Source organism: Mangrovibacter phragmitis (assembly GCF_001655675.1).
In the GTDB taxonomy this organism is placed as follows: Bacteria; Pseudomonadota; Gammaproteobacteria; order Enterobacterales; family Enterobacteriaceae; genus Mangrovibacter; species Mangrovibacter phragmitis.
Genome location: NZ_LYRP01000050.1, coordinates 55309 through 81704 on the forward strand (window position 1 = coordinate 55309; position 26396 = coordinate 81704).

Consider the following 26396-nt stretch of genomic DNA (forward strand, 5'->3'; position numbering starts at 1 on the left):
TGAACGCCAGTCAAGTAAATGAGATATAGCCGAAGCGCTCCTGATATTCGTCATTTTATTATTTTAGAATCAGCTAGTTAAAGAAACCGTAACCGCGCATTACACCCTGTCAGTGCTCACCTTCAGGCGCAAAGCAATGCACCCACTCACAACAGTCGTCACAACTTGGTGAACGGCAAACCAGGTCACCTTCCTGTTGCAGGCAGCGCTGGCGGTAGAAGAATTTTTTCCAGCGCATTTTTTTATTATTCATTACAACCAGTTGAGGAAAACATTCCTGCATCAATTCTCCCAGTTCCGCTCTGGAGTCCAGCCCCAGGTCTTCCCACAAATGGTTGAAACCCATTGCTGCGCTGGCAAGTAACCAGTGCACAGGCAACGGACTTTGTGCATAACCTTTCAGCCACAATGCCAGCTGGTCGCGTTCCGCCAGGCGTGGCTGTAACAAGGTGGTAGCCAGAGCGCGCCTGGCCGCTATCTCCGCAGCCGCAGGCAGTGTTTCATCACATTGCAGGGTGCGCGACAAAAGAGACCAGGCCCCGCTATTGAGGCCCATTAATTCAGGAAAATTCCCGCGCCCGCTGGCATAGTTACTATACAGGCGTTGTAACCAGTAAATGGTTTCCGGCATCAGGCTGCCCCTTGTTCATCCAGCAAATTCCCTGCCTGGCAGCGTGCCTCCCACCACCGGCTCAGCACGTCTGTTACATTCTGCCAGGCACCTTCAATACAAGGCTGAATCCCCTGCTGTTCCAGTTTCACCCAGGGGCCATAACCAATACGGGCACTGAATACGGCTTTTACGTCGCCAAGCAGCGCCAGTATCGCGGCCATACGTGCTTCCGGTGCCTGAGTACTTTCACCTTCAGCTTCACAGGAATCCGGCCCTTTGCAGTATTGCGGCATAAAGCGCTCATTGACCAGTACCACACCGGCTTCAGACAGGCTGTAGATCTGTACCCGTTGCGCATGCCCGAAATGGCAGTCAATCACATCGCCACGGGAACTGGTCACCGCAACCAGGCAGGCTGACGGGTCATCGGAAGCACCCCGGGTTGCAATACGCGCCTGGATGGCCGCACGTTTATGTACCTGGTCCGGGCCGGGGCGCGCCTGTTTTTCCATTTCTGCCAACGGCAGGCTCTGGCTGCGGTCTTCGCCCAACATGCCAATGGCATCTGCGCGGCACTGCTTGCAGTGCGCCATTTGCGGCATCATTGGGCTACATTCGGCACGTACTGCATCCACCATCGCACTGTCCGGTTCCGGTTGCCCGTTAAGGCCAAACACCGTGCCATGTTCAGGCCTTGCAATCAGTGGCATCACATTGTGTAACAGCGCCCCCCAGCCACGAACTGCCTCACTTACCCGGGCTAAATGCCGGTCATTAATACCTGGAATCAACACAGAATTGATTTTCACCAGTATGCCTTTTTCTGTCAGCTTCCTGACGCCTTCTTCCTGGCGTGCCAGCAGGATTTCCCCGGCCTCGCGGCCGCTATAGCGCTCACCGTCCACCCACAGCCAGGCGTAGATCTGTGCAGAAATATCCGGGTCAATGGCGTTAACAGTGACAGTGACATGATCCACGCCACTGGCAATAATGCGGTCGGTCACGGACGGTAGCATCAGACCATTGGTAGAAAGGCACTGTTTCACATCAGGTAACTGTTCGCGCAGTAGCGCAAGTGTGGAAAACGTCCGGCCAATATTTGCCAGTGGGTCGCCAGGACCGGCGATTCCCACCACTGACAGTTGTGGCATTACGCTGGCCACTGCCACCGCTCTTGCCACAGCCTGTTCCGGTGTCAGTACTTGTGACACCACACCCGGACGGGATTCGTTGCTGCAATCATATTTACGGTTACAGTAATTGCATTGCAGATTACAGGCTGGCGCCACGGCCAGATGCATGCGGGCATACTGGTGATGTGCACTGGATGAATAACACGGGTGATGCGCAACTTTGCTGGCCTGTAGCGCGGTGAACTGAGCACTGTTGTCAGTGCGGCAGCTACGCGCGGTTTGTGATGAAGGACAAGGCGCCATAATCTCTTCCGGTTCGTGAATGATATCCCACTATTGCAAAGGCTGAACCAGTTTCAGAAAGAAATTAAAACCATTAAAAACATATAGTTAAATGGCATCCTTGCCATAAAAAATTGTCAGTATTGTCGCACAGACCTGACAATGTGCCAAAGATCACAATATTTTTCAGAAACGGTGCATGTTGATATCCATAATCTGGATACGGTAGGCCACCTGACGCGGCGTCATACCCAGCAAACGGGCGGCTTTCGCCTGAACCCAGCCTGTCTTTTCCAGCGCCGCAATAATACGCTGCCGCTCATCCAGGCTTTGATCCAGCCAGTCTTCATCAGGCACCGGGCTGGCGGTCATTTTGCTGACCAGCGGCAGTGCCTCATTGTGGTTGAACAAAATCACGTCACGGTCTATTACACCGTTGTCACTCATCACTGCCGCACGTTCAAGGCAGTTTTCCAGTTCCCGTACATTGCCCGGCCATGCATAGTTCAGTAACAGGCGAATGGCGCCATCAGTGATGCGTAATGAACGCCCCTGATGCGCGGCAATTTTATTCACCAAATGCCGTGCCAGCAGGTCGATATCGTCCTGGCGTTCCCGCAAGGGTGGAAGGGAAACCGGCATAACATTCAGGCGATAATAGAGATCCTCGCGGAAGTTCCCGGCCCGCACTTCTTCTTCCAGGTTCCGATTAGTCGCGGCGACAATACGTACATTCACTTTGAGGGTTTCGTCACCCCCTACACGTTCCATTTCCCCTTCCTGGAGGATACGCAACAATTTGGCCTGGAACGACGGGCTGCTTTCACCGATTTCATCAAGAAACAGTGTTCCGCCGTCTGCCAGTTCAAAACGCCCTTTCCGCTGACGTACGGCTCCGGTAAATGCCCCTTTCTCGTGGCCAAACAATTCGCTTTCCAGCAAGTTATCCGGCAACGCCGCGCAGTTGAATTTTACAAAGGGCGCAGCCGCTCGTGGCGATGAGTAATGAATTGCATTGGCAACCAGTTCTTTACCCGTGCCGCTCTCTCCACGTACCAGCACCATCGTATCCCAGCGTGCAACCTGCTGAATAACCTCACGAATCTGGCGCATGGTGGGGCTACTGCCCACCATGTTCTCGAAACTGAAGCCGCGTGGTGTCTGGCAATTCGCGGGCTGAGCGGGTTGTGGCGCGGCGGTTGTAGTTTTCGGCTGGCTGTAGTGCGTGAGCCGGACTGTTTGTGCAATCAGGCTGGCAATGGTTTCTAAAAAGCGCGTGCTGGCTGGCAGGCGTGATTCAAACAGCGCCATGGGTTGTGCCGCCAGTACACCAATAGGTTTGTCTTCTCCGGGGACAGGCACCCCAATAAAAGGTAAGTCGTAATCATACAGGCTTAACCGGTCAAGAAAGCGCTGATCATCTGCCACGCGCGGCAGCACAACCGGCTGAGAGGAGCTCAGAATGGTGCCGACCAGCCCCTCGCCAGGACGGTAACGAACCTGGCTACTGCTGCCGACAACATGTTGCCTGTCGCAATGCAGAGCCTCTACGGTCAGTGCGCCCCGCTCATGATTGAACAGGCATATCATACCGTGTTGCATAAACGCATCGTCGTGCAGGATACGTAAAACTGCCTGCAGCGTATCGCTGACACTGTTGCAGCGGCCGAGTTCAAGACTGATACGCTGAACTGCGGTGAACTGTTGCGACAGATCAAAACGCCAAACGACATTGCCCGTATCCGGGGACTGGGTCATTTTGTACCTCCTGTCGTAGCTGCCGGCAATGGCAGCCTGATAGTTAAGCAACTTCCGCCTTCGGGGTCGGATGTCAGGTCAATAGCTCCCTGGTGATTGGCAACCAGGGTTTGCATCAGACGCAGTTCCATGCCCTGCCCGGGGCCGGTTGCTGTCGTCTGGTTGTGGCTATATCGCGCCCGATGAACGGGAATATTGTCAGTAAGGTAGAGAGTCAGCCAGCGCTCATCACGGCTGCCAATTATTTGCATTTCCAGTTGAAACGGTTGTAATTCCTGTACCAGAACCAGAGCACGGTCCAGCCACAGGCTAAGGACAGCCAGCACCTGAATTCGGTGCCCGAAGGCCTGTATCGCGCTGTCTTCGAGTGAGACATTCAGCGTATGGCAAGGTTGAAATCGGGTATGGTAAAGCGCAACAAGATCAGCCAGTAGCGGCTTAAGAAGCCACCATTCTGGGGGTTCATTATCTAATTCCGGGCGGCATGCCTGCAGGCGGCTGACAGCAGCTTCACCCTCACGCCAGGCTGACTCCAGCGCCATATTGCCATGCTCATCGCCATTTAACCGGCGGGCGGCGGCCAGCATATTGATTGGGCAGTTAAGTTGCACCAGGGCTGCATCGACTGATTCGCGAATCGCCGCCAGTAATTTCCCATAAGTTAACTGCTGTTTCAGGCGGTCGAGCCGCCCCTGTTGCTGCTGTTGATGCAGTTCAGTACAGTCGCTCACCAGCACCAGTGTGCGGGGCTGTGCGTTATCGGTAAAATAGCGGCTTGCTTCTTCACTTACCCCGGGTAAAGGCCAGTAACTCAGGTTGAACCAGCGCCGTTTCCCGCGCACGATCAACGGCAAAATTTTGCCTTCCTGCTGGCGAGCTTCATTATGCTGGTAGCCAAGCAAAGACAGGGCTTCCATACCACCGCAATCTGCACACAGTGTTTTATAGGCAAGGTTGTCCATTACCACCTTGCCTTCACCATCGGTCACGACGACAGCTGCCGGAATATTATTCAGTACGGCGGTAATTAAGGTCATATGGTTGCGCAGGCGTTGCTGCAGCGCGTAGTTGTCGCTGATGTCTTTCTGCATCGCCAGAAAATAGTCAACTTTCCCGCCGCTACCGAAGATAGGCGTGATATCGACTTCACCCAAGTAAAGGCTGCCATCACACCGCTGGTTAATCAGTTGCCCGCGCCAGGGAATGCCCTGAGTAAGGTGGCGCCACATCTCGTCATACACGGTGCGTGGTGTCTGCCTGCTTGCCAGGATACGGTGGTTTTGCCCGATGAGTTGCGAGGCGGTGTAACCTGTTAACTGGCAAAAGGCATTGTTGCAATAGACAATACGCGCGTCGGCATCAGTAAGAGAGATTGCCACAGCAGATTGTGCCACCAGTGCGGTGAACAGTGCGTTGTGCTGGTGTAGCAGCGTATCGGCAATTTCACCCTGTGGATAAACATCCGATACGAACGATAACGTATCACTCATCCTTTCCCCCTTTATTCACTGCCTGGTGTCACGTTTGCGACAATATTTGGTGCGTAAAGCCAACAAAATTGGTTACGGATAACACATGCGAAAAACGTGCAATCTGGCAGGCGATAAGCCTGATTTCTGCATGGGTATTGACGTAGCGCAAATTTTGGCCGTTTTTTCATCACCAGGCTGTGATCCACTGAATTGTTTGTTCACTGTTTTGCCTGCAACTCCTGCCATTCCGATCACTTTTAGTGCATTTTTGCGCCAGTTTTGTGCACCTGAAACTCTGGCACGTTGTTCGCACTATCAGGTGAAAATCATGGCGTCAGATTCCTGGCGCCAGGCCCACCTGAGGAGTCTGTTATGGCAAATGTCGGCATTTTTTTTGGTTCTGATACGGGGAAAACCCGCAAGATTGCGAAGTTGATTCATAAAAAGCTGGGAGACGCGGCAGATGCCCCCGTCAACATCAACCGGACATCGCTGGAGGCGTTTTTGTCTTACCCGGTGTTGATGCTGGGAACCCCCACATTAGGCGACGGGCAGTTACCGGGTATTGAGTCTGGTTGTGAGTCCGAGTCCTGGCTGGAGTTTCTGGACTCATTGCAGGGTGTGGACTTAAGTGGTAAACACATTGCCTTATTTGGCCTGGGCGACCAGGTGGCTTACCCGGATAACTTTGTCAGTGCACTGAAACCTTTGTATGACGTGCTCTGCGCATGTGGCGCGAAACTGATTGGTGACTGGCCTAACGAAGGCTACAGTTTTAACCATTCTGCGGCATTAATTGGTGAGAAATTCGTAGGCCTGGTTCTCGACCAGGATAACCAGTATGACCTGAGTGAAGAGCGACTGGACAGCTGGCTTGAACAAATTACCCCATTATTTGCCTGAAATGCGCGACTCTCTGCCTGCTGGCAGAGAGTACTCAGTGTGTTGCCGGTAACGTTAACAGGCTGGACAGCCACTGCTGTTGGTAACGTTTTCTTGCCTGCTCAGTTAACCAGGCGCGTGATTTTTCCAGCGCCACCGCTTCATCCAGCGCTTCAGCAGGGCGAATGTCCTCACACAGCAAAAGATGCAACCCCAGCACTGTTTCCACCACCGCACTCAACTGGCCTTTTTCAAGGGAAAACAGGCAACTGTCGAGCTCCGGATATAACAATCCCGGGCTTATCCAGCCCAGTAAGCCACCTTCCATTGCGCTGGGGCAATGGGAAAAGCGCAACGCCTGGTCGGCAAAGCAGCCAGGGGATTCAGTAACCGCCAGAACAATCGCAGCAATTTGCGCGCGTTCCGGAGCCCTGTCCTCATCGTTGTCACACGTCAGGAGAATATGCCGGGCTTTTCTCTGGGCCGGGCGGCAAAAACGCGCTGCATTTGCCTGGTACCAGGCAGTCACTTCCTGGTCATCGGGCGGCGGAGCCTTGCGGGCAACCCGGTTCATCACCGAAGTTACATGTGCCTGATGGACAGCAATATCCTGCTGTTCGCCACGGGTAAACCCGTGTGTATCCATAAAACCGGCCTGCTCTTTGCGCACCAGCGCCGCCAGTTGACTCACTGTATTGTCAGCCGGGTAGTGGCGGCAAATTGCCAGTTCCAGAGCCATTTGCCGGGTAAGCTGCGCCTGGAAAGTGCTCTGTTCAGCAACAGGAATGTCTTCTGGCAGGCATTGCCAGTGGCGTTGCGCCAGTTGCAGTGCAGCAAAGCGTTGCCAGGGGAGTTGATCTGTACTCATCCGGCCTCCACCTGGCGCAGTAAACGAGCGGGCACTTGCAAAAAACGGTCGCCAAACTGGACAGTAAAGCTTTCGCCCTGCAAACCCTGACCGGTGGCAGTTATCTTGCCAACCGCGCCAGGAGCGGCAACAACCTGCCCTTTCAGGGTTAGTGTCGCGTTGACTTCAACCTGGTCGCCATACTGGAATAACCCGGCGTCCCAGAAAACTTCTGCGGCAATAAGTTCACTTTCGCGGCACCCTACCACCCGGCCTTCAGCGGGGAAATGAACCTGGTAGACAACGTGTTCTTGCAGGTACAGCCCCCATTCCCTCACATAACCAATACTGCCCCGGCGCACCAGCTGATCACCTTTTTGCAGGCCAGGATAAGTGCCGTCATTGCGTACTGTGCGCACCACACGAACTTCATCACCAAAGGAAAAACGTGGTTTATTCATAAGATGCCTCTTGATGCTCACAGACCGCAAGATAGCTTTCATTGAGTAAACGGCGGGCCAGTTGCCAGCCAGTGTCAGTGTCACTTTCCAGGCTGTTACGCAATGGAACCGCGTCCTGCAGGCGCTGGCGAAACTCACGCAGAATCAGTACTGATGCACGCTGTAACCGTTCAGGTTCGCAGGGCACCCCGAAGAAGGAGAAAAAGCTTTCCAGCGAGTCCAGCGTATTAACGCCAGGTAATTGATAAAACCACTCCATCATTGTCCCCTTAACCAGAGCAGGCCAGGTCACCCGGGCAGGTTTGTTGGTACATCTGCAACAACTCAAAATCACCCGGGTTGCGTTTCAGGCGCTCAGCAAACCCCTGTACTGCACGCAGTAATGAGTCACATTGTTGTTCACTCAATATGTATCCCATGCGGGCGAAGACACCGCTCACCGCCTGATGCCCGGAATGTTTGCCCAGCACCAGGTTATATTCCCGCCCCAGTATTGCCGGGTCTATTCCCTGGTAGCTTTGTTTATGGCGCAGTAACGCCGCCACATGCAGGCCCGATTCATGGGTAAAGACCTGGCCCCCCACCAGTGGTTGCTGGGCATCAATCGACCTGCCCGCAGCAATCGCCACCAGTTGGCACAAGTCGTACAGGTGTGTCAGGTCAACACCACTGCTGGCACCAAGGCAAGTCATCAGTGACACCACCACACTTTCTAAGGCGGCGTTTCCTGCCCGCTCACCTAACCCAAGCACGGTGGTATTGACATGGGTTGCTCCGGCGCGCACCGCGGCAAGCGTATTGGCAGTCGCCAGGCCCAGGTCATTATGGGCATGCATTTCCAGTTGACCAGGCCAGTGCGACCGCAGAGTGGAAATGCGATTCCAGGTACTGAAGGGGTCCATAATTCCCAGCGTGTCAGCAAACCTCAGGCGCTGCGCCCCGGCCTCACCGGCCAGTTCAGCAATACGTTGCAGTTCATCATCTGTGGCCCTTGATGCGTCTTCACACCCGACACACACCTGCATACCCTGCTCACGGGCCAGCATAATCAACTTCTTCAGGCGCTCGGCAACATCGGGCCAGGGCTGGTGCAGCTTGTATGACATCAAAAAACCGGAAGAGGGAATGGAGATGTCCACCCAGTTCATCCCCAGTTCAGCGCTCGCCAGAATTTCCGGGGCATTCATTCGGCACCAGGTCATCATCACCGTGTCGGGTAAGTGCTCGCGCAGTTCGCGAATGCGCCGGCACTCTTCTTCGCCCATCGCTGGTGTGCCGACTTCCAGTTCCCTGACTCCGGCCATCACCAGTGCCCGGGCGATGGCTAACTTTTCGTTAGCCAAAAATGCAACGCCGGGGCTCTGCTCGCCATCCCGCAATGTTGTATCGTTAATCACCACATCCATCGCAGACCTGCCTTAACCGTAAGTCGGCAAAAAGTCCTGTGTAATCACCGCCTCTGGCTTACCTTCCTGCCAGTAAGGCGACAGTGTACGCAACCGGGAAACAATCGCCGGGAGTTGCTCAATGACGTAATCAATCTCTTTCTCGCGGGTGTAGCGTGACAGAGAAAAACGAATACTGCCGTGAGCCGCAGTGTAGGGAATCGACATTGCCCGCATCACATGGGAAGGTTCCAGTGACCCGGAGGTACAGGCGCTGCCACTTGATGCCGCAATCCCCACCTGGTTCATCAACAGTAAAATGGCTTCCCCCTCGATAAACTCAAACGCAATATTCAGTGTATTGGGGGTTCTTGGCTGGCCCTTGCCCATTACCAGTGCATGAGGAATTTGTGCCACCAGGCCTTGCTCCAGGCGCGAGCGCAGTGTTTCAATGCCACTTTGCATCATGGGCATATGGATATCCGCCAGTTCACTGGCCGCCCCCATTCCCACAATACCCGCGATATTCTCGGTGCCAGCCCGGCGACCACGCTCCTGGTGCCCACCACGCAGGAAGGGGCGAAAACGTGTATTGCGGCGGATATACAGCGCACCAATGCCTTTTGGCCCGTGGAATTTGTGGCCGGAGCAGGAAAGCATATCAATGGCGGTATTCGCCAGTGAAACCGGACACTTGCCCACATACTGCACCGCATCACAGTGAAAGAGGATGCCCTGCTCATGAGCCATCTCAGCCATTTCAGGGACAGGGAAAATCACGCCAGTTTCATTGTTGGCCCACATCACAGTGACCAGCGCGACATTGGGGTTCAGCTGGGCACGGTACTGATCCAGATCCAATGCGCCTTGCTCATTTACAGCCAGGCGATGAATGGTATACCCCATGCGCTCAAGGTTTTCGCAAACCGCAAGCGTCGCAGGGTGTTCCACCGCCGTCGTGATTATCTCTTTTTTCTCAGGTGCCAGGGCCACCGCCGAATGGATAGCGGTAGATGTCGCTTCCGTGGCACAAGAAGTAAACACAATTTCACTTTCATAGCTTGCGCCTAATAACGCGGCCAGTTGCGCCCTTGCCCGGGCCAGCGCCACTCGTCCTGGCCCGCCAAAATCATGAATAGAGGACGGGTTACCATAATGCTCAGTGAGATAAGGCATCATTGCTTCGAGCACCATTGGGTCAAGGCGCGTAGTTGCATTATTATCAAGATAAACAGGTTTCATGCCGGCTTCCTCTTTAGTCAATAAACATTCAGGCAGCAATCACTTCCATGTAACAACCCATCCGTTCAACCAACTTCTGCTGAAGCCAGCTCAGTGTCATATCGGTCATCATGCAGCCGCTGCAACTGCCACTCAGGCAGACACGCACCTGGCTGCCTTCCACACTGACCAGTGACATATCGCCACCGTCCGCCTGGATATAAGGCCGTAATTCCGCAACGGTATCGGCGACTGTCTGCCAGGCCGGGTCATTGTCTGCGGCAACAGGCGCAGCAATCCGGGTTGCAACCGCCGGGGCTTCTTTAAGTATTTGTTCGAGCGCCAGTTCAATTTTTTCATGGCACGCTGTGCATCCCCCACCCGCTTTGGTGTAGTTGATAACTTCCTGTAAAGTGGTCAGCCCGTTGGCAAGCACCGCCCGGCGGATCTGGCCTTCATCAACCGCGAAACATTTGCAGATAAGCGCACCTTCTTCGTGGTCATCTTCAAGGGTTTCACCATCATACTGGGCAATAGCGGCTCGCAATGCTTCCTGGCCCATAACCGAGCAGTGCATTTTTTCCGGTGGCAGGCCATCGAGATAATCGGCAATTTGTTGGTTGGTCAGTTGCCCGGCCTCTTCCAACGTATGGCCGATAATCAGTTCCGTCAGTGCGGAAGATGACGCAATGGCACTCCCGCAACCAAAGGTCTGAAACCCGGCATCAAGAATCACCCGGGTTTCGGGATCAACCTTCAACATCAGCCGCAATGCGTCACCGCAACTCAATGAGCCTACATCTCCCACTGCATTGGCATCCGCCACCACTTTGGCGTTGCGCGGGTTAAAAAAATGGTCTTTTACTTTTTCTGAGTAATTCCACATAGCCTGGCTCCCAATTAGGGGGCGTAACCCCCGTTGTTGTCGTGTCGCCTGCTGTGCTTTGTCAGCCTGCGCTTTAGGTATCAGCAAATGCGGTGCCACCTAAAAACTCTTTTCAAAACAATGCGAAATACCAAAACCATCAGGTTTGCAAATTCGCAATGTGGGCATTTATGTCGGGTTTGTCACAGAAATGACATCAATTTACTGCTTACTGGCTGGCGTCTTCTTCCCAGTGCGTTTCCTGGAGCAGTCTGTCAAAACGGTCAGGCTCACGCTGGCGGCGTTGGCTACGTTGTTCATTTTCCGCCCAGCACGCCTGGATCTGTTCCAGCAATTGTGCAATCGGAGTTCCCTGACTGACACGCACCGCTCTCACTCCCACCTGTAATAACTGGCGAAACACCACATCACCAATTGCCACGCAGTAGAGCGATACGCAGTCTTCGAGAGCTTCAATGCGACTGGTGAGCTTTTGTTCCTGATGGCCGCATACCACCGTAAAATCGACCACTTTCAGCAACGTCACCTGGTCTTCGCGCACGCCGTACACCACCAGCCTGGGCGTGGCACCAAAATGTTGGTCAACATGGTGATAATCTGAACTGGCAAATGCCACACGCATCGACCAGTCGCTGGTGCACACAGTGCGGAAATTACGGTTAACAGGATGCATGGACCTGCTCCTTATCGGCTGGGCCGGCAAATTGTTGTTTCAGAGGAGAGCGCCATACTGGCGTGTGGTGATGGCGTTCCTGCATCAGATTCGCCAGTTCAAACAGCGTGTCACGGATACCAGCATAGCCCTGGCGCATACGCCGGAAAGTGCCTGTCTGGTCATAGATGGGAAAGCCGGCACGAATCAGCGGGATCTTCATGTGATTTGCCAGACCGGCCCCGTGAGAGTTACACACCAGTAAATCAACGGGTGATGCCTCCAGCATGAGTGCCATATCTTCCAGGTCACCAATTTTGACCTGGTCTACTGGCAGCGTTGCCAAACCCGGCTGGTTAGTGGCCGCAATCACCGGGCCGGGGACCATGCCCTGGCTGACAGCAAAATCACACCACGCAGACAGCACATCGCTTTCACCTGCCAGCGCAATATGCCTGCCCTGAAGCCATAAGTGGCAGTCAATCATGGCATCCTGCAACTGCCCGCGCTGGCGGGTTATCCAGTCAGGGACATCACGCCCGGCAAGCTGGTGTAGATAGCTGATAAACTTATCGACTTGTGCCAGCGTCATTAAGTGGGGCAGAGCCAGCACATCACCGCGGCTGCGTTGTTGTATCAGGCTGGCAGCCCGGCTTAATGAGCCCCCAATGACAATAGTGCCCATGCTCTGACCCATTTGTTCTATCGACCGCAGTGGCGTTCCTCCCTGGCTGACCGGTGTGAAATCTCCAGGCGCCAGATGGCCGTCCATCGACATCGACAAATCCGGCAGGATCACGGGCTGCAGGCCAAAAGCCTCCACACAGGCGCGAATCAGTTCGATATCACCGGGGGTTGTGCTGTGGCTCAGTAAAATATTCACTCGCTTATTACGTTGGCGGGGTTGCGGCTCAGCAGGCACCCACTGAGTGATAACCTGCTCAACCAGCGCACTAAACCCATTTTCCAGCGAGCCATAGAAATCCGGGGTATTGACTGTTAACAATGCGACAGACTTAAAGCGCGTTTCCGTTGCCCGAAATTGCCCAATTGCCCGCGATAAATCAGCCCCTTGCGCTTCAGACAACCCGGTACTTATCAGCACAATCATGCCTGGAGAGTGTTTGCCGCATAATGTCGTCAGTGCCGTTACGATATTGTCGTCAGAGCCCATCACAGTAGTCGTTGGATCCATGGCGGTTGACTGAATAGGAACCGGCTCGCGAAAGTGCTGTATAAAAAAGACTTTGGCAAAAGAGCTGCACCCCTGCGCGCCGTGAACCAGCGGCATCGCATGTTCCAGCCCAAGGCTTGCCAGGATAGCACCAAGAGGTTGCCCACTTTTTATTGGGCTGGTTGCCAGTGGTTTTTGATTACGAATTACAGTTGCCATAACACAGCCTTAGCCCAGCCAGGGCGCACGTTGATGGGATTGCGCCCAGACAGGGCTTTCCAGCGTCAGGCACAACGACTGTGCCATTGCCACCAGGCCGGTATAACCGGCATAGGCATGTTCACGCTCCTGGTTGATATCCAGAAACGGCAGGCGGGCTTTCCATGCGGTATACATGTTGCGCCCACCCGCAATCATCATGTCGGCGTTGTAGCGGTACACCACATCCAGCAAGGTGCGCGCATTCCCTTCTTCGAGCATGATGGCGTCTTCCCCCATCAACTCGCGGATCCGTTGCTTATCTTCTTCGGTTGATTTCCGGGTGCCGGTTGCCACTACCTGCATTCCCAAATCCTGGAGTGCCGAAACAATTGACCAGGACTTCACACCGCCGGTGTAAAGCAGCACCTTGCGGCCAGCCAGGCGGGCACGATAAGGTTGTAATGCCTGGTCAACCCAGGCTTCTTCACGGGCAATAACTGCTTCGGTTCTCGTCAGCAAGTCATCATCATTAAGCAGGGCCGCGAGTTTGAGTAAGGAATCGCGCATCGCGCGAATACCATAAAAACTGCCTTCAAACCAGGGTGTCTGGTAGCGCTCCTGCAACTGACGGGCTACGTTAATCAGTGCCCGGGAACAGACCAGCATGTTTGCCTGCGCGCGATGCATAGTCTGGATTTCCTGGAAACGACCATCGCCGGAAAGGCTGGCAAGCACACGAATACCCAGTTCATCCAGCAAGGGTTGTACCTGCCAAAACTCCCCGGCGATATTGAACTCGCCAATCAGGCCAATATCATGGCGGTGTTCCGGTGCAACCGGGCTGTCCTCCGGCCAGGGAGCGGGTTCACGCTGGCCTATCACTTTTTTCACCAGCACTTCGCCAGCGATACGGTTACCCAGGTTTTTGTTACCGTAGAAACCGGCCGCATCAACGCACACCACGGGGGTTCCGGTATCCTGCTCTGCCGCCCGGCATACCGCTTCTATGTCATCACCTTCCATTGCCGGTACGCAGGTGTTGTAAATAAACACTGCCGCAGGGTGGTAATGCTGCACAATGTGCCGAACGGCATGGAACAGGCGGCGTTCGCCACGCCCCATGATGACATCCTGCTCGCTCAGGTCGGTGGTGAACCCCAGGCGGTTAATATCCGGCCCGGAGCTCTGGCTACCACGGTTATCCCATGAACTGCCAGCACAACCGATTGGCCCATGAACAAGATGCGCAACATCCGCAAGAGGTAAGAGTGTGATTTGGGCGCCATCAAAAGCGCAACCGCCAACAGTCGCACCGGGCTTGGGTGCGCTGCATCCCATCTTCTGCTTGTGATTGTGCTCACAAGCAGGTTCATCCAGTAATGCCAGTATTTCATTACCTTTCATCGCAGTCTCACCTTGTTGTTGGCCCAGTAACAAGTGAGGTGCAAGAGTTATTCCACAATCAACTCATTGATTTTAATTACTTTTATTTTGTAGGATTTATAACAAAAGCAAGGGATATCACAAAAAAAAGGCGACAGTGTCTGTCGCCAAAGTGTGTGAATCACGTACTACTTTTGGTGCACCTGGCGGTGACACCCTGCGGTTTTTAGCCGCTTATCCATTGCTGCTCGCAATGTTTTCTGCCGAACTTACTGAATTGTTGCCGATATCAAAAAACACGTTGCTCCAGCGGGTTATCCCGGCCGAGGCGACGTGCCAGCCAGGGAGGAAGGCTGCTGGTCAGCATTTGCAGCACACTCTGGCATTGACTCTCTATAGTGGTTCCGGCCGTCACCTTCATGGGGTGAATATTATAGCGAATCAGCCTTGCTGCAGCCGGGCCGCCTATTGCTTCACAAAACAACAACTGGCAATCGTGCACCAGCCGCGCCCGGGTCTCGTTATCTTCCTGGCCGGCAACTGCCGCGAAACGACGCAACCCGGTCAACCAGTAACCGTTTTCATCGAAACCATAAATAAAGAACAACCGGCACTGACCAAAGTGACCATCAATGTTGAGACCATCCTGAGAGGCAAATGCCGCCTGAATTTGCGCTGGCCGGTGAGTGGGTGGCACAACACTTAAATGCTCAGGCAATTCACCGTGCAGGCAGGCCGAAACCTGTTGCCAGCGGGCAAATGTCATGCAGTCAGCATCACCAGGATAGGTGGCTTCCAGTTGCGAAATGGACAGCCCTTCCAGCCAGCCTAACGAGGCCGATGGGGCTTTATCGCCGCCCAACCAGCTAATCACCTGCTTAGGGGGAAGCTCTGGCAGCACCTGAATCAGTGCAAACAGACGCCAGAACAGTTCATCATCACTGGACATTGTCTTGCTCCTGTTATAACGCAGCTCGTGTGGCCCGAAGTGAAACAGGGAAAACGGGTCTGGGTATCTGCGGATGGACGTGATATGCCCGGCCGCCTTCCAGCTCAATCCGGCCACCCCAGTTGTCGTGCTGATCAAACTCGACCGCAGTCACTTTGGCTTCCAGATCAAGTTTTGCAATGTAGCAATACAGCGCCTGATCGCGCTGACGAAAAATCACCATTGGCACAGGGCATCCTCCTCATTATTAGACCCGACAAAGTGTCGGGTCTTTGATCAGCGACATAAACCGTTAACGAACCAGGTCAAAGTTGTAGTCAGTTTTGCCGAGTTTCATGGTTTCCCTGTCCAGTTTTTCGAGGACGGCGTTGACCAGAGTTGTCAGAATGGTCATGGCGCCTTCATAGCCCCAGGTGGCCTGGCGGTGTAAATGATGACGGTCAAACAACGGGAAGCCCAGGCGAATCAGTGGCACTTCAAATTGCTCACCTTTTGCCAGCGTGTCGCGCTGAATGAACTTACCGTAGGAGTTACCAATCATAAAGTCAGGCTTGTTGGTGAACATCAGCGAACGGAAATGCCACAGGTCACAGTTGATATACACTTCTGCTTCCTGGCCGTACGGGGAATCTGCCAGCATTTTTTTCATGGCTTTCATCCAGCGTTTATTACCGTTGTGACACAACACGGTGGTTGGTTCACAACCCAGCTCCAGTAAGAACTGGGTCATACCCATCAGGAAATCCGGGTCGCCATACAGTGCGAAACGTTTACCATGCAGCCAGGTGTGAGAGTCAATCATCATATCGACTAACCGGCCACGTTCTTGTGTCAGGCTGTCGGCAATGGGCTTCCCGGTCAGCGAACTGATGGTCATCAGCAGTTTGTCTGTCGCATCAAGGCCAATCGGAACTGCGACATCCGTAGCAGGCTGGTTCCACAACTCCTGAACCACTTTTTTGGTTTTAGTCAGGTGCCAGGGTTGCAACAGCAGAGTGTCTATAGCATCGCCTGCTTCACGCATTTCCTGTTGACTGGTGCCGCCCGCGTACATGCGGTAGTGACCATCTGCCGGAGTATCAAGCACTTCAGACGGGTCTGACAAAATGCTGCAGGCGACGCCCATTTGCGCCATCATGCGTTTGATAACCCGGTAGTTACCCAGATAAGTTTCAAAACCGGTTACCACATTCAGTTTTTGGCGAGTGCCTGGCGCTGCAGGTTTATTCGGGTCACTCAGCGTTTTTGCAACACCTTCAAACATGTTGTCCCAGCCCGTCACATGGCTGCCGATAAAGCTCGGTGTATGGGCAAATGGCACAGGCATCTCTTCAGGCACATGACCGTCTTTTTTCGCATTACCGATAAATGCCTGGAGGTCATCACCAATAACTTCCGCCATACAGGTCGTTGACACGGCTATCATATCCGGTTTGTACAATGCAGCCGCATTTTCCAATCCGCTGTTCATGTTGTTATTGCCGCCAAACACCGCTGCATCTTCGGTCATCGAATCCGATACGCAGGCAATGGGCTCTTTAAAATGACGGCTAAAGTAGGTCCGGAAATATGCCACGCAGCCCTGGGAACCATGGACATACGGCAAAGTATTGCTAAAACCCAGGGAACACAGCACTGCCCCTAAAGGCTGGCAGGCTTTGGCCGGGTCAATGGTCAGGGCTTCGCGTTTGAAATTAAGATCCTGGTACTCCTGAGTGGTGGTCCACTCGAAGACTTCCTGGACACGTTTTTGGTCATGGCCTTCTTCGAGGGCCCGTTTGCTCCGGAACAAATCTTGGTATTCATCCTGCTCAAATAAGGGGTAGCAGGGCTGAATGTTATCAGCAGATTGACTCATTTTTTTCGCTCCTCCCGCGCCACAAATCTGTGAACTTTCGGGTCATCAGGATAATTTCAGGCGGTTTTTAACCAGGGTGCCGTCAGGGCGCTCCAGCTCGGATTATTCAGGGTCATGTCCATATCGCGGGCAAAAATGGCAAAGCCGTCATAGCCGTGATACGGGCCGGAGTAATCCCATGAGTGCATTTGGCGGAAAGGCACTCCCATTTTCTGGAAAATGTATTTTTCTTTGATACCAGAACCGACTAAGTCCGGTTTGAGCGCTTTAACGAACTCTTCCAGTTCGTAGCTGCTCGCATCATCAAACAGCAATGTGCCTGTTTTCAGATCCGGCAATGTGCGGTCATAATCATCGTTGTGGGCAAATTCAAATCCAGCGCCAATAATTTCCATTCCCAGGTCTTCATAAGCCCCAATCACATGGCGAGAACGTAACCCACCGATGTACAACAACACCTTGCGCCCCTCCATTCGAGGTCGGTATTTGGCAATAATGGCGTCCGCTTCTGCCTGGTGACGGGCTATCACCTCTTCGGCTTTTTGCTGGATAGTTTCATCGAACTGCGCAGCAATTTTGCGCAATGATTCAGCAATTTTGGTCGGGCCAAAGAAGTTGTATTCCATCCACGGAATATTGTTCTGCTCTTCCATATGGCGTGCGATATAGTTCATGGAACGGTAGCAGTGCACCAGGTTCAGTTTCACCCGTGGCGTGTTTTCCATTTCAGTCAGCGTGCCATCACCTGACCACTGGGCAACAACCCGCAGGCCAATTTCTTCAAGCAAAATACGTGACGACCAGGCATCCCCGCCGATGTTGTAATCACCAATAATCGCGATGTCGTAAGGTGTGGTTTCAAACGGCTGATCTTTGCGATTATCCAGGATCCAGTCACGAATGACGTCGTTCGCAATATGGTGCCCTAAAGACTGAGACACCCCACGGAATCCTTCGCAACGCACCGGAATGACCGGTTTGCCAATTTTTTTACGGCTGGCATTGGCGACAGCTTCAATGTTGTCGCCAATTAACCCGACCGGGCATTCAGACTGGATACTGATACCTTTGGTCAGCGGGAACAGCATTTCGATTTCGTCGATGACTTTATCGAGTTTTTTATCCCCACCGAACACGATGTCGCGCTCCTGAAAATCGGTGGTGAAGTTCACTGTCCCAAAGCTGTCGATACCACTCATTCCGGTGTAGTAATTCCGGCGCCCGGCACGAGAGTACTGCCCACACCCTACAGGCCCATGGGAAATGTGCGCCATATCTTTGATTGGCCCAAAGACCACGCCCTTGGAGCCTGCGTAAGCGCAACCACGCACCGTCATTACCCCAGGCTGGGATTTACGGTTAGAAATAATACATTTGCCAACCGACTCCATTTCCTGGTCGCTGGACATAATGTGTTTTCTGCGTTCTTTACGCGCTTTCTCGGGGAAGACTTCCAGGACTTCCTCGACAATCGCCTGATGCTGTTCTGTCAGTGTGCTTGACATGTTCTACTCCTTATCTCCGCGGCTACAGACCCTACACAGCCTGCGCCGCGGGTGAAATGGACTCAGGCTGCGTTTTCCTCAGCTGCCGTTTTCCCGATAATGCTGGTGTCTTCTTCTTCCAGCACGCCAAATTCCATCAGCAGCTCTTCCAGTTCATCCATCGTTACCGGGGTTGGAACCACTTTCATGGTGTTATTAATGATTTTGCTTGCCAGTGCGCGGTACTCATTGGCTTGCTTGCAGGTTGGGTCGTATTCAATGACAGTCATACGGCGGATTTCTGCACGCTGAACGATATTGTCGCGTGGTACGAAGTGAATCATCTGGGTACCCAGTTTTTCAGCCAGCGCCATGATCAGTTCGTCTTCACGGTCTGTCTGGCGGGAATTACAGATCAGCCCACCCAGGCGCACTTTCCCGGATTTTGCGTATTTCACAATGCCGCGGGAAATGTTGTTGGCGGCATACATCGCCATCATTTCGCCAGAACAAACAATGTAGATTTCCTGTGCTTTGTTTTCGCGAATTGGCATGGCGAACCCGCCGCATACCACGTCGCCCAGTACGTCATAAAACACAAAGTCCAGGTCGTCTTCATAAGCGCCTTCCTCTTCCAGGAAGTTGATAGCTGTAATAACGCCACGACCAGCACAACCCACACCCGGCTCCGGGCCACCTGATTCAGCACAACGGACGTTGCCGTAACCAATTTGCAGAACATCTTCCAGCTCAAGGTCTTCTACAGAGCCCACTTCAGCCGCCATTTCCATAATGGTGTTCTGTGCTTTTGCATGCAGGATAAGGCGAGTGGAGTCTGCTTTCGGATCACAGCCCACGATCATTACCTTTTTGCCCAGCTCAGCCAGGGCTGCTACCAGGTTCTGAGTTGTGGTGGATTTACCAATCCCACCTTTGCCGTAAATTGCACATTGCCGCATTGCCATAATCATTTCTCCTGTGAGTGATGTGTTACCACTCCAGTAAGTGCAGAGAATGTACCAGCGTGAAAAAAACTTATATATTCATGATTTTTAAAATTTTTTAATGTACAGCCTTGTCACATCTGCGCAGCAGACAAGACAAACTCCAGACCAATTGTCAGGTCTGTTGTGATAAATAAGACAAAGTGGACGACCAGTAAACACGCACTGGCACAATGTGATCCCGGTTGGAAAAATACCCGGCAATAAAGAAGAGAAAGCGAGCTTTTGAGCCAGCAAGGTTTACCCTGCTCCCACAGTGACGAAAGCGGATTAATCCAGGCAGCACTACCCGTCCCCCCAAAGATAAACCCCACAGATTGTTCACAGCACGACAGGTTGTCGCCTGTTGTGTCTTGTTTCGCCCAAAAGCACCATGAAAGTTTGGTTACCAACTTCGTGGGAGTTGAACTTATCTATCTGAAAAATAAAAGATTAAAAACAGAACTGCAGAATGGCACAGACCATGCTTTCTTGCCTGATAGCGGAATTTACCCGCCTTTGACATCAGACCTCAGCGGTCTGGTTCCTGTCTCGCAAGAGGATGATGATATGGCGCAGAAAATGAAGACGATGGATGGTAACGCCGCCGCCGCCTGGATTTCTTATGCATTTAGCGATGTCGCAGCAATTTACCCCATCACGCCGTCCACCCCGATGGCGGAAAACGTGGATGAATGGGCAGCCAAAGGGCAAAAAAACCTGTTTGGCCAGCCTGTTCGCCTGGTGGAAATGCAATCGGAAAGTGGTGCCGCAGGTGCCGTACATGGCGCATTGCAGGCCGGTGCCTTAACCAGCACCTACACCGCTTCCCAGGGGTTGTTATTAATGATCCCCAATTTGTACAAAATTGCCGGTGAACTGTTGCCCGGTGTATTTCATGTCAGCGCCCGCGCCCTGGCTACCCACGCACTGAACATTTTCGGCGACCATCAGGATGTAATGGCTGTGCGCCAGACCGGATGCGCCATGCTGGCTGAAAGCAGTGTCCAGGAAGTTATGGACTTGTCTGCTGTCGCACACCTGGCCGCAATTAAAGGCCGGGTACCCTTTATTAACTTCTTTGATGGTTTTCGGACTTCCCACGAAATCCAAAAAATTGAAGTGCTGGAGCACAGCCAACTGGAACCGTTACTGGACCGCGACGCGGTGAACCAGTTCCGGCGCAATGCACTGCACCCTGACCACCCGGTGGTACGCGGAACCGCACAAAACCCGGATATCTATTTTCAGGGCCGGGAAGCGGCTAACCCTTTCTATTTCGCTTTGCCGCAGTTGGTTGAGGACTACATGCGGCAAATCAGCGCCATTACCGGCCGGGACTACCGGTTATTTAATTATTACGGTGCGCCAGACGCGGAAGATGTCGTGATTGCGATGGGGTCGGTGTGTGAGACGCTCAAAGAAACGGTAGATTATCTTAATCAGCAAGGTCACAAAACCGGCTTCCTGAATGTACACCTTTACCGGCCATTCTCAGTCGGCCATTTTCTGGCAGAATTACCGACAAGCGTTAAACGAATTGCCGTGCTCGACCGCACCAAAGAGCCGGGCGCGCCCTGCGAACCGCTGTGCCTGGATGTGCGCAATGCATTTTACGCCCAGGAAAAACGCCCACTGATAATCGGAGGGCGCTACGGCCTGGGTGGCAAAGATATTATTCCTGCCCACCTGGTCTCCGTTTTTCTAAATCTGCAGCGCCGTATCCCACAGGACAACTTCTCGGTGGGTATCGACGACGATGTGACAGGCATGTCGCTGCCAGTGCCTTCTGTCATACCCCGCCTGGCGTCTGCCGACCTTACTGCCTGTAAATTCTGGGGAATGGGTTCTGACGGTACTGTTGGCGCTAATAAAAGCGCCATCAAAATTATCGGTGACCATACACCACTGTATGCCCAGGCATATTTCTCCTACGATTCGAAAAAATCGGGTGGGATCACTGTGTCTCACCTGCGCTTTGGTAAACACCCAATCACTTCGCCTTACCTGATTCAGGAAGCGGATTTTGTTTCCTGTTCGCAGCAGTCTTATGTCAGCCAGTACGATTTACTGGAAGGGATTAAACCCGGCGGGACACTGCTGCTTAACTGCACCTGGCAACCGGACGAACTGGATGCACACCTGCCTGCATCACTGAAACGTGCTCTGGTTGAACGGGATATTCACCTTTACACCATCAATGCAGTGGATATTGCCCGAGAGCTTGGCCTTGGTGGGCGGTTTAATATGATTATGCAGGCAGCGTTCTTCAAACTCAGCGGGATTATGCCGCAAGAGGAAGCAGCCGGTTACCTCAAAGCCGCTGTAGAAAAAAGTTATGGGAAAAAAGGCCCGCAGATAGTTGCGATGAACAATGCAGCGATTGATAAAGGCATGGGCGCAATTACCGCCATTGCCATCCCGGAAAGCTGGGCTACCGCCCACGACCATACACCGGCTGATGCGATGCTGGTGCCTGATTTCATTCGCAATATTGTTCAGCCCATGAATCGCCAGCAGGGTGACAGACTGCCGGTTAGTGCCTTCCAGGGGCGTGAAGATGGCAGTTTCCCTTCCGGTACCAGTGCGTGGGAAAAGCGCGGTATTGCGCTATCGGTACCTGTCTGGCAGGCGGAGGGCTGCACCCAGTGTAACCAGTGTGCCTTTATCTGCCCCCATGCTGCGATTCGCCCGGTATTGATGACAGACGATGAACGCGCAACGTTGCCCGAAACGCTGCTTGCCCGCCCGGCGACAGGTGCTAAAGAGTGGCACTATCACCTGGCTGTATCACCGCTGGATTGTTCCGGTTGTGGTAACTGCGTGGATGTTTGCCCGTCGCGAGGAAAAGCACTGGCGATGGAACCACTCAGTGTGCCTAATGCTCAAACCGAGGTCTGGGCGCGCTTAATGGAACTGCCTCTCAAACCGCATCCCTTCCGTAAAAGCACAGTTAAAGGCAGCCAGTTTGAAACCCCGTTGCTGGAGTTTTCTGGCGCCTGCGCGGGGTGTGGCGAAACACCTTATGCCCGCCTGATAACCCAATTGTTTGGCGACCGGATGATGATTGCCAATGCGACCGGTTGCTCATCTATTTGGGGCGCCAGCGCACCGTCCACCCCCTATACCACGAACCAGGCAGGACATGGCCCGGCCTGGTCTAACTCACTGTTCGAAGACAACGCCGAATTTGGTCTGGGTATGGCATTAGGCGGGCAGGCAATTCGGGCTCAACTGGTCAGCGATGTGGAAGCCGCTCTTTCGTTACCGCTCAGTGAACCGTTGCGTAATGCGATGACTGCCTGGCTTGAAAACCAGAAACAAGGCGAAGGCAGCCGCCAGTGGAGTGATGAACTGCTGTCTCAACTGGCGGGTGAACAGGAAAGTCACCCAACACTGGCACGGATTTATCAGAATAAAGATTATCTGACTCGTCGCTCTCAATGGATCCTGGGAGGAGATGGCTGGGCTTACGATATTGGTTTTGGTGGCCTCGACCATGTGCTGGCAAGTGGTGAAGACATCAATATTCTGGTGTTCGATACCGAGGTTTACTCCAATACCGGTGGGCAGTCCTCCAAATCAACACCTGTGGCAGCCATTGCCAAATTCGCCAGCGACGGGAAACGCACGCGCAAAAAAGACCTGGGGATGATGGCAATGAGTTACGGCAATGTTTATGTCGCGCAAGTCGCCATGGGTGCAGATAAAGCGCAAACGCTTAAGGCGATTATGGAAGCAGAAGCCTGGCCGGGACCTTCACTGGTTATCGCTTATGCAGCCTGTATCAACCACGGTCTTAAAGCCGGTATGGGGTGCAGTATGCGTGAAGCGAAAAAAGCAGTCGATGCAGGATACTGGCACCTTTGGCGCTATGACCCTGCACGGGAAGCGATGGGAAAAAACCCGTTCACTCTGGATTCCGAAGAGCCGGAAGAAGATTTCCAGGAATTTCTTATGGGTGAAGTTCGCTATGCCGCACTCGCCCGCCAGTACCCGGAAATGGCAAGCGAACTGTTTGAAAAAACGCACCAGGATGCCAGACAGCGCTTTGCCCAGTACCAACAACTTTCCGACCGATAACTGCCCTCTGAGCCGAATAAGGATGTTCGGCATTTCCTCCCGGCTTGTGAGGATTTTCTCAAAGTCTTTTGGACTGCCGGAAATACAGACTTATGCTATGGGTGTATTTCCGGAACTTTTCTTATGCTGTGGTTTTCGTTGCATCTCAGGATTAATTATGAAAGCCAAAGCTCTCTGGATAAACCAGATAAAAGGTTTGTGTATCTGTCTGGTCGTTATTTACCACTCTGTGATTACTTTTTATCCGTATCTGCTCGAAATGGAAGATACTCACAGCGTATTTTTAGCCAAATGCTGGGTTTACCTGAACCTGTATATGGCACCTTTTCGTATGCCAGTATTTTTCTTTATTTCCGGTTTTTTAATCACACGCTATATCAATGACGTCCCCTGGGGAAACAGTATGCGCAAACGTGTATGGCCAATACTTTATGTCCTCGCTTTATGGGGTGTCATTCAGTGGTTATCCCTGGTCAGTATTAATCAGTGGCTGGCACCGGAAAAAATATTAAGCACCAGTAATGCGGCGTATTCCGAAACAATGGCCGATTTTGTGGCCCGGATGGGCACTGCCAGTACCAGCTTATGGTATTTGTATGCAATGATTGTTTACTTCCCACTGTGCAAATTACTCTCCCGCTATAAAGCCGTATTATTGCCAGTACTTATGCTGACAAGCATTGCTATAAATTTCTTCCCGACACCATTTTGGGGGATGAACAGCGTGATTCGTAACCTGGTCTATTACGCCACTGGTGCATGGTTTGGAGCCCAACTGGTGCTCTGGATTAAAACTCACGCATTAAGAGATAATCTGCTGTGGTTTACTGCTGCGATTATTTTTTCTTTTGCTATGTACAACCTGAAAATTAACCTGTTCCTTTCTTTGCTGTCGATTGTGCTTATCATGCGTGTATTCTGGTTACTTGAAGGTAAGCTGCAACCAACAGAGAGCAGCATAATGAACCAATTGGGTACCAACACCATCTCGATTTACACTACGCACCGCATCATTATTGAAGCATTGAGTTTATGGTCGTTGTCGTTAATCAAAGGTGATGTGCTTTCCACACCGGTGATTTTGGGTATTCTGCTGGTTTATCCGTTTTTCAGCCTGGCAATTTGTACCGCCGTGGGGATGGCAGCACGCAAAGTGTCCCAGCACCTGTTTAGCGATATTCTCTTTACTCCACCACTTCCTGGCGCGACACAAAGCCCGGCGCGTTAACCCGGTGTCAGAGCGGATACCTTCATATATCCGCTCTGCGAACTCACTGCGTGTTACTGGTTAAATTCGCATTTAGTAAAACGGCTTACGCATTCCCCCTCATCTCCTACTTTCCAGTGAGATACACGAATAACCGGAATAGCCCCATGGTCAGAGGCTTCCTGCACCCATTCGCCAGAAATGCGAAACAGGTCTGTCAGCCCATAAATCGCGGCTAACTGGCATTCCGGGTAAATTAACAGGCCAATTTCAGCCACAACGTTCGCGGTTTTTACCATTTGTCTGTTTTACCTCTTATGATGTCATTTTTGCCTCGGTTCAAACCCTGCGCCGCAGTCTATCTTATCCCTTGTCAAAACGTTACTGGTCCCTGAGCAGGGGGCCGGAGAGGCCGGAGTGAATGAAACCACCGGTACACCCTTTGCGAATGAGCAGGCGGGATGTTATCAAGCTGGGAGCAGCCACAGCAGCACTGGCTGTACTACTCTTTACATCTGCAGCCCAACCGTTTCAGTCCACAACAGGAGTAAAGAACATGGCTACACTGACAACTCAAGATGGCGCAGAAATTTTCTATAAAGACTGGGGCCCGCGTGATGCCCAGCCGATTATGTTCCACCATGGCTGGCCGTTAAGTGCCGATGACTGGGATGCACAGATGCTGTTTTTCCTGTCCCAGGGGTTTCGCGTTATCGCCCATGACCGCCGGGGACATGGACGTTCTTCACAAATCAGTAGCGGCCACGATATGGACCACTATGCCGCTGATGCTGCTGCAGTCGTTGCTCATCTGGATTTACACAATGTCGTCCATGTGGGCCACTCCACAGGTGGTGGTGAAGTGGCGCGCTATGTTGCGCTGTATGGTCAGCCTGACGGGCGTGTTGCTAAAGCAGTGCTGATGAGTGCAGTACCACCTTTAATGGTCAAAACGGACAGCAACCCGGAAGGCACCCCGCTGAGCGTATTTGATAGTTTCCGTAAAGCTCTTGCTGAAAACCGCTCACAGTTTTACCTCGATGTCGCCTCAGGCCCGTTCTATGGCTTTAACCGGCCAGATGCCAAAGTTGTGGAAGGCATGATTTATAACTGGTGGCGGCAGGGCATGATGGGGTCTGCGTTGGCACAATACCTGGGTATTAAAGCCTTTTCAGAAACTGACCAGACGGAAGACCTGAAAACGATTACCGTACCAACACTGGTAATGCAGGGTGATGATGACCAGGTAGTGCCTTATAAAGATGCGGCCCTGCTGCAGGATAAACTACTGAAAAACAGTACGCTGAAAGTCTACCCCGGGTTCCCTCATGGCATGCTGACAACGCATGCAGAAACAATCAATAACGATATTCTTGCTTTTATTAAAGGATAAGCAAGGTACTCGTTAATCACAAAAATACCACCCAGCGTAAGCTTCCCCTTGCGTTGGGTGGTGACTCTTGAGTTAACACATTTACCCGT

The 26396-nt window shown here is 52.7% G+C and carries 23 protein-coding genes; 4 read left to right on the forward strand and 19 right to left on the reverse strand.

The window, feature by feature from the left end; translation table 11 throughout:
- Positions 1–109: 109 nt before the first annotated feature.
- The 4 genes from A9B99_RS22430 to nifL form a co-directional block, all read right to left on the reverse strand.
- On the reverse strand, positions 110–631 hold the full coding sequence (locus tag A9B99_RS22430) for a nitrogen fixation protein NifQ (protein WP_064601323.1): 522 nt from the start codon (positions 629–631) through the stop codon (positions 110–112).
- On the reverse strand, positions 631–2049 hold the full coding sequence (gene nifB / locus A9B99_RS22435; RefSeq protein WP_064601324.1) for a nitrogenase cofactor biosynthesis protein NifB: 1419 nt from the start codon (positions 2047–2049) through the stop codon (positions 631–633). Before nifB ends, A9B99_RS22430 begins: the two co-directional genes overlap by 1 nt.
- 165 nt (positions 2050–2214) lie before the next feature.
- Entirely contained in the window at positions 2215–3786 is a 1572-nt protein-coding gene (nifA, locus tag A9B99_RS22440) for a nif-specific transcriptional activator NifA (RefSeq protein WP_064601325.1), read from the reverse strand.
- Positions 3783–5276: a nitrogen fixation negative regulator NifL gene (gene nifL, locus A9B99_RS22445; protein WP_064601326.1), complete on the reverse strand. Its 1494-nt coding sequence runs from the start codon at positions 5274–5276 to the stop codon at positions 3783–3785. The genes nifA and nifL overlap by 4 nt, the downstream gene beginning before the upstream one ends.
- Before the next feature lie 354 nt (positions 5277–5630).
- On the opposite strand from nifL, the gene A9B99_RS22450 reads away from it, so the two are divergent.
- On the forward strand, positions 5631–6161 hold the full coding sequence (locus tag A9B99_RS22450) for a flavodoxin (protein ID WP_064601327.1): 531 nt from the start codon (positions 5631–5633) through the stop codon (positions 6159–6161).
- Positions 6162–6195: 34 nt separating this feature from the next.
- Here A9B99_RS22450 and nifM read toward each other — a convergent pair whose 3' ends face one another.
- From nifM to nifH, 14 genes are all read right to left on the reverse strand, one after another.
- On the reverse strand, positions 6196–7008 hold the full coding sequence (gene nifM, locus A9B99_RS22455; RefSeq protein ID WP_064601328.1) for a nitrogen fixation protein NifM: 813 nt from the start codon (positions 7006–7008) through the stop codon (positions 6196–6198).
- On the reverse strand, positions 7005–7448 hold the full coding sequence (locus tag A9B99_RS22460) for a nitrogen fixation protein NifZ (RefSeq protein ID WP_064601329.1): 444 nt from the start codon (positions 7446–7448) through the stop codon (positions 7005–7007). Before A9B99_RS22460 ends, nifM begins: the two co-directional genes overlap by 4 nt.
- Positions 7441–7710 (reverse strand): nitrogenase-stabilizing/protective protein NifW, encoded by a 270-nt coding sequence (locus A9B99_RS22465; protein WP_064601330.1) that lies wholly within the window; start codon positions 7708–7710, stop codon positions 7441–7443. The genes A9B99_RS22460 and A9B99_RS22465 overlap by 8 nt, the downstream gene beginning before the upstream one ends.
- A gap of 7 nt (positions 7711–7717) precedes the next feature.
- Positions 7718–8854, reverse strand: coding sequence for a homocitrate synthase (gene nifV / locus A9B99_RS22470; RefSeq protein ID WP_064601331.1), 1137 nt, complete (start codon positions 8852–8854; stop codon positions 7718–7720).
- 12 nt (positions 8855–8866) lie between these two features.
- Positions 8867–10075, reverse strand: coding sequence for a cysteine desulfurase NifS (nifS, locus tag A9B99_RS22475; protein WP_064601332.1), 1209 nt, complete (start codon positions 10073–10075; stop codon positions 8867–8869).
- 28 nt (positions 10076–10103) lie between these two features.
- Complete coding sequence (nifU, locus tag A9B99_RS22480) at positions 10104–10940, reverse strand: Fe-S cluster assembly protein NifU (RefSeq protein ID WP_064601419.1); 837 nt, start codon at positions 10938–10940, stop codon at positions 10104–10106.
- Positions 10941–11148: 208 nt separating this feature from the next.
- Positions 11149–11613, reverse strand: a complete 465-nt coding sequence (locus tag A9B99_RS22485) for a NifB/NifX family molybdenum-iron cluster-binding protein (protein WP_064601333.1) — start codon at positions 11611–11613, stop codon at positions 11149–11151.
- Positions 11600–12985, reverse strand: a complete 1386-nt coding sequence (gene nifN, locus A9B99_RS22490; RefSeq protein WP_064601334.1) for a nitrogenase iron-molybdenum cofactor biosynthesis protein NifN — start codon at positions 12983–12985, stop codon at positions 11600–11602. Before nifN ends, A9B99_RS22485 begins: the two co-directional genes overlap by 14 nt.
- Before the next feature lie 9 nt (positions 12986–12994).
- Positions 12995–14371: a nitrogenase iron-molybdenum cofactor biosynthesis protein NifE gene (nifE, locus tag A9B99_RS22495; RefSeq protein ID WP_064601335.1), complete on the reverse strand. Its 1377-nt coding sequence runs from the start codon at positions 14369–14371 to the stop codon at positions 12995–12997.
- Positions 14372–14639: 268 nt separating this feature from the next.
- Positions 14640–15299 (reverse strand): NifB/NifX family molybdenum-iron cluster-binding protein, encoded by a 660-nt coding sequence (locus A9B99_RS22500; protein WP_064601336.1) that lies wholly within the window; start codon positions 15297–15299, stop codon positions 14640–14642.
- A gap of 13 nt (positions 15300–15312) precedes the next feature.
- Positions 15313–15528, reverse strand: coding sequence for a NifT/FixU family protein (locus tag A9B99_RS22505; RefSeq protein WP_064601337.1), 216 nt, complete (start codon positions 15526–15528; stop codon positions 15313–15315).
- A 63-nt stretch (positions 15529–15591) separates the two neighbouring features.
- On the reverse strand, positions 15592–17157 hold the full coding sequence (gene nifK, locus A9B99_RS22510; RefSeq protein WP_064601338.1) for a nitrogenase molybdenum-iron protein subunit beta: 1566 nt from the start codon (positions 17155–17157) through the stop codon (positions 15592–15594).
- A gap of 56 nt (positions 17158–17213) precedes the next feature.
- The gene (gene nifD, locus A9B99_RS22515) at positions 17214–18662 is read right to left on the reverse strand and encodes a nitrogenase molybdenum-iron protein alpha chain (RefSeq protein ID WP_064601339.1); all 1449 of its coding nucleotides are present in this window, start codon (positions 18660–18662) and stop codon (positions 17214–17216) included.
- A gap of 62 nt (positions 18663–18724) precedes the next feature.
- Positions 18725–19606, reverse strand: a complete 882-nt coding sequence (gene nifH / locus A9B99_RS22520) for a nitrogenase iron protein (protein WP_064601340.1) — start codon at positions 19604–19606, stop codon at positions 18725–18727.
- A 588-nt stretch (positions 19607–20194) separates the two neighbouring features.
- Between nifH and nifJ the strand changes: the two genes are divergently transcribed.
- Together nifJ and A9B99_RS22530 are read left to right on the forward strand one after the other, a co-directional pair.
- Positions 20195–23707 carry a pyruvate:ferredoxin (flavodoxin) oxidoreductase gene (gene nifJ, locus A9B99_RS22525; RefSeq protein ID WP_064601420.1) on the forward strand — a complete coding sequence of 1171 codons (3513 nt, stop codon included), beginning with the start codon at positions 20195–20197 and terminating at the stop codon, positions 23705–23707.
- A gap of 157 nt (positions 23708–23864) precedes the next feature.
- Complete coding sequence (locus tag A9B99_RS22530) at positions 23865–24935, forward strand: acyltransferase family protein (RefSeq protein ID WP_064601341.1); 1071 nt, start codon at positions 23865–23867, stop codon at positions 24933–24935.
- Between the two features lie 53 nt (positions 24936–24988).
- On the opposite strand, the gene A9B99_RS22535 is transcribed toward A9B99_RS22530, so the two are convergent.
- A complete protein-coding gene (locus A9B99_RS22535) occupies positions 24989–25213 on the reverse strand; it encodes a type 1 glutamine amidotransferase family protein (protein WP_064601342.1) in 225 nt (74 codons plus the stop codon).
- Positions 25214–25470: 257 nt separating this feature from the next.
- Here A9B99_RS22535 and A9B99_RS22540 point away from each other — a divergent pair, with 257 nt between their 5' ends.
- A complete protein-coding gene (locus A9B99_RS22540) occupies positions 25471–26307 on the forward strand; it encodes an alpha/beta fold hydrolase (RefSeq protein ID WP_064601343.1) in 837 nt (278 codons plus the stop codon).
- Positions 26308–26396 lie beyond the last annotated feature (89 nt).

Coding starts and splice junctions, on each gene's coding strand:
- A9B99_RS22430 (WP_064601323.1), bottom strand. CDS start 631: ATGCCGGAAACCATTTACTGGTTACAACGCCTGTATAGTAACTATGCC.
- nifB (WP_064601324.1), bottom strand. CDS start 2,049: ATGGCGCCTTGTCCTTCATCACAAACCGCGCGTAGCTGCCGCACTGAC.
- nifA (WP_064601325.1), bottom strand. CDS start 3,786: ATGACCCAGTCCCCGGATACGGGCAATGTCGTTTGGCGTTTTGATCTG.
- nifL (WP_064601326.1), bottom strand. CDS start 5,276: ATGAGTGATACGTTATCGTTCGTATCGGATGTTTATCCACAGGGTGAA.
- A9B99_RS22450 (WP_064601327.1), top strand. CDS start 5,631: ATGGCAAATGTCGGCATTTTTTTTGGTTCTGATACGGGGAAAACCCGC.
- nifM (WP_064601328.1), bottom strand. CDS start 7,008: ATGAGTACAGATCAACTCCCCTGGCAACGCTTTGCTGCACTGCAACTG.
- A9B99_RS22460 (WP_064601329.1), bottom strand. CDS start 7,448: ATGAATAAACCACGTTTTTCCTTTGGTGATGAAGTTCGTGTGGTGCGC.
- A9B99_RS22465 (WP_064601330.1), bottom strand. CDS start 7,710: ATGATGGAGTGGTTTTATCAATTACCTGGCGTTAATACGCTGGACTCG.
- nifV (WP_064601331.1), bottom strand. CDS start 8,854: ATGGATGTGGTGATTAACGATACAACATTGCGGGATGGCGAGCAGAGC.
- nifS (WP_064601332.1), bottom strand. CDS start 10,075: ATGAAACCTGTTTATCTTGATAATAATGCAACTACGCGCCTTGACCCA.
- nifU (WP_064601419.1), bottom strand. CDS start 10,940: ATGTGGAATTACTCAGAAAAAGTAAAAGACCATTTTTTTAACCCGCGC.
- A9B99_RS22485 (WP_064601333.1), bottom strand. CDS start 11,613: ATGCATCCTGTTAACCGTAATTTCCGCACTGTGTGCACCAGCGACTGG.
- nifN (WP_064601334.1), bottom strand. CDS start 12,985: ATGGCAACTGTAATTCGTAATCAAAAACCACTGGCAACCAGCCCAATA.
- nifE (WP_064601335.1), bottom strand. CDS start 14,371: ATGAAAGGTAATGAAATACTGGCATTACTGGATGAACCTGCTTGTGAG.
- A9B99_RS22500 (WP_064601336.1), bottom strand. CDS start 15,299: ATGTCCAGTGATGATGAACTGTTCTGGCGTCTGTTTGCACTGATTCAG.
- nifK (WP_064601338.1), bottom strand. CDS start 17,157: ATGAGTCAATCTGCTGATAACATTCAGCCCTGCTACCCCTTATTTGAG.
- nifD (WP_064601339.1), bottom strand. CDS start 18,662: ATGTCAAGCACACTGACAGAACAGCATCAGGCGATTGTCGAGGAAGTC.
- nifH (WP_064601340.1), bottom strand. CDS start 19,606: ATGGCAATGCGGCAATGTGCAATTTACGGCAAAGGTGGGATTGGTAAA.
- nifJ (WP_064601420.1), top strand. CDS start 20,195: ATGGCGCAGAAAATGAAGACGATGGATGGTAACGCCGCCGCCGCCTGG.
- A9B99_RS22530 (WP_064601341.1), top strand. CDS start 23,865: ATGAAAGCCAAAGCTCTCTGGATAAACCAGATAAAAGGTTTGTGTATC.
- A9B99_RS22535 (WP_064601342.1), bottom strand. CDS start 25,213: ATGGTAAAAACCGCGAACGTTGTGGCTGAAATTGGCCTGTTAATTTAC.
- A9B99_RS22540 (WP_064601343.1), top strand. CDS start 25,471: ATGGCTACACTGACAACTCAAGATGGCGCAGAAATTTTCTATAAAGAC.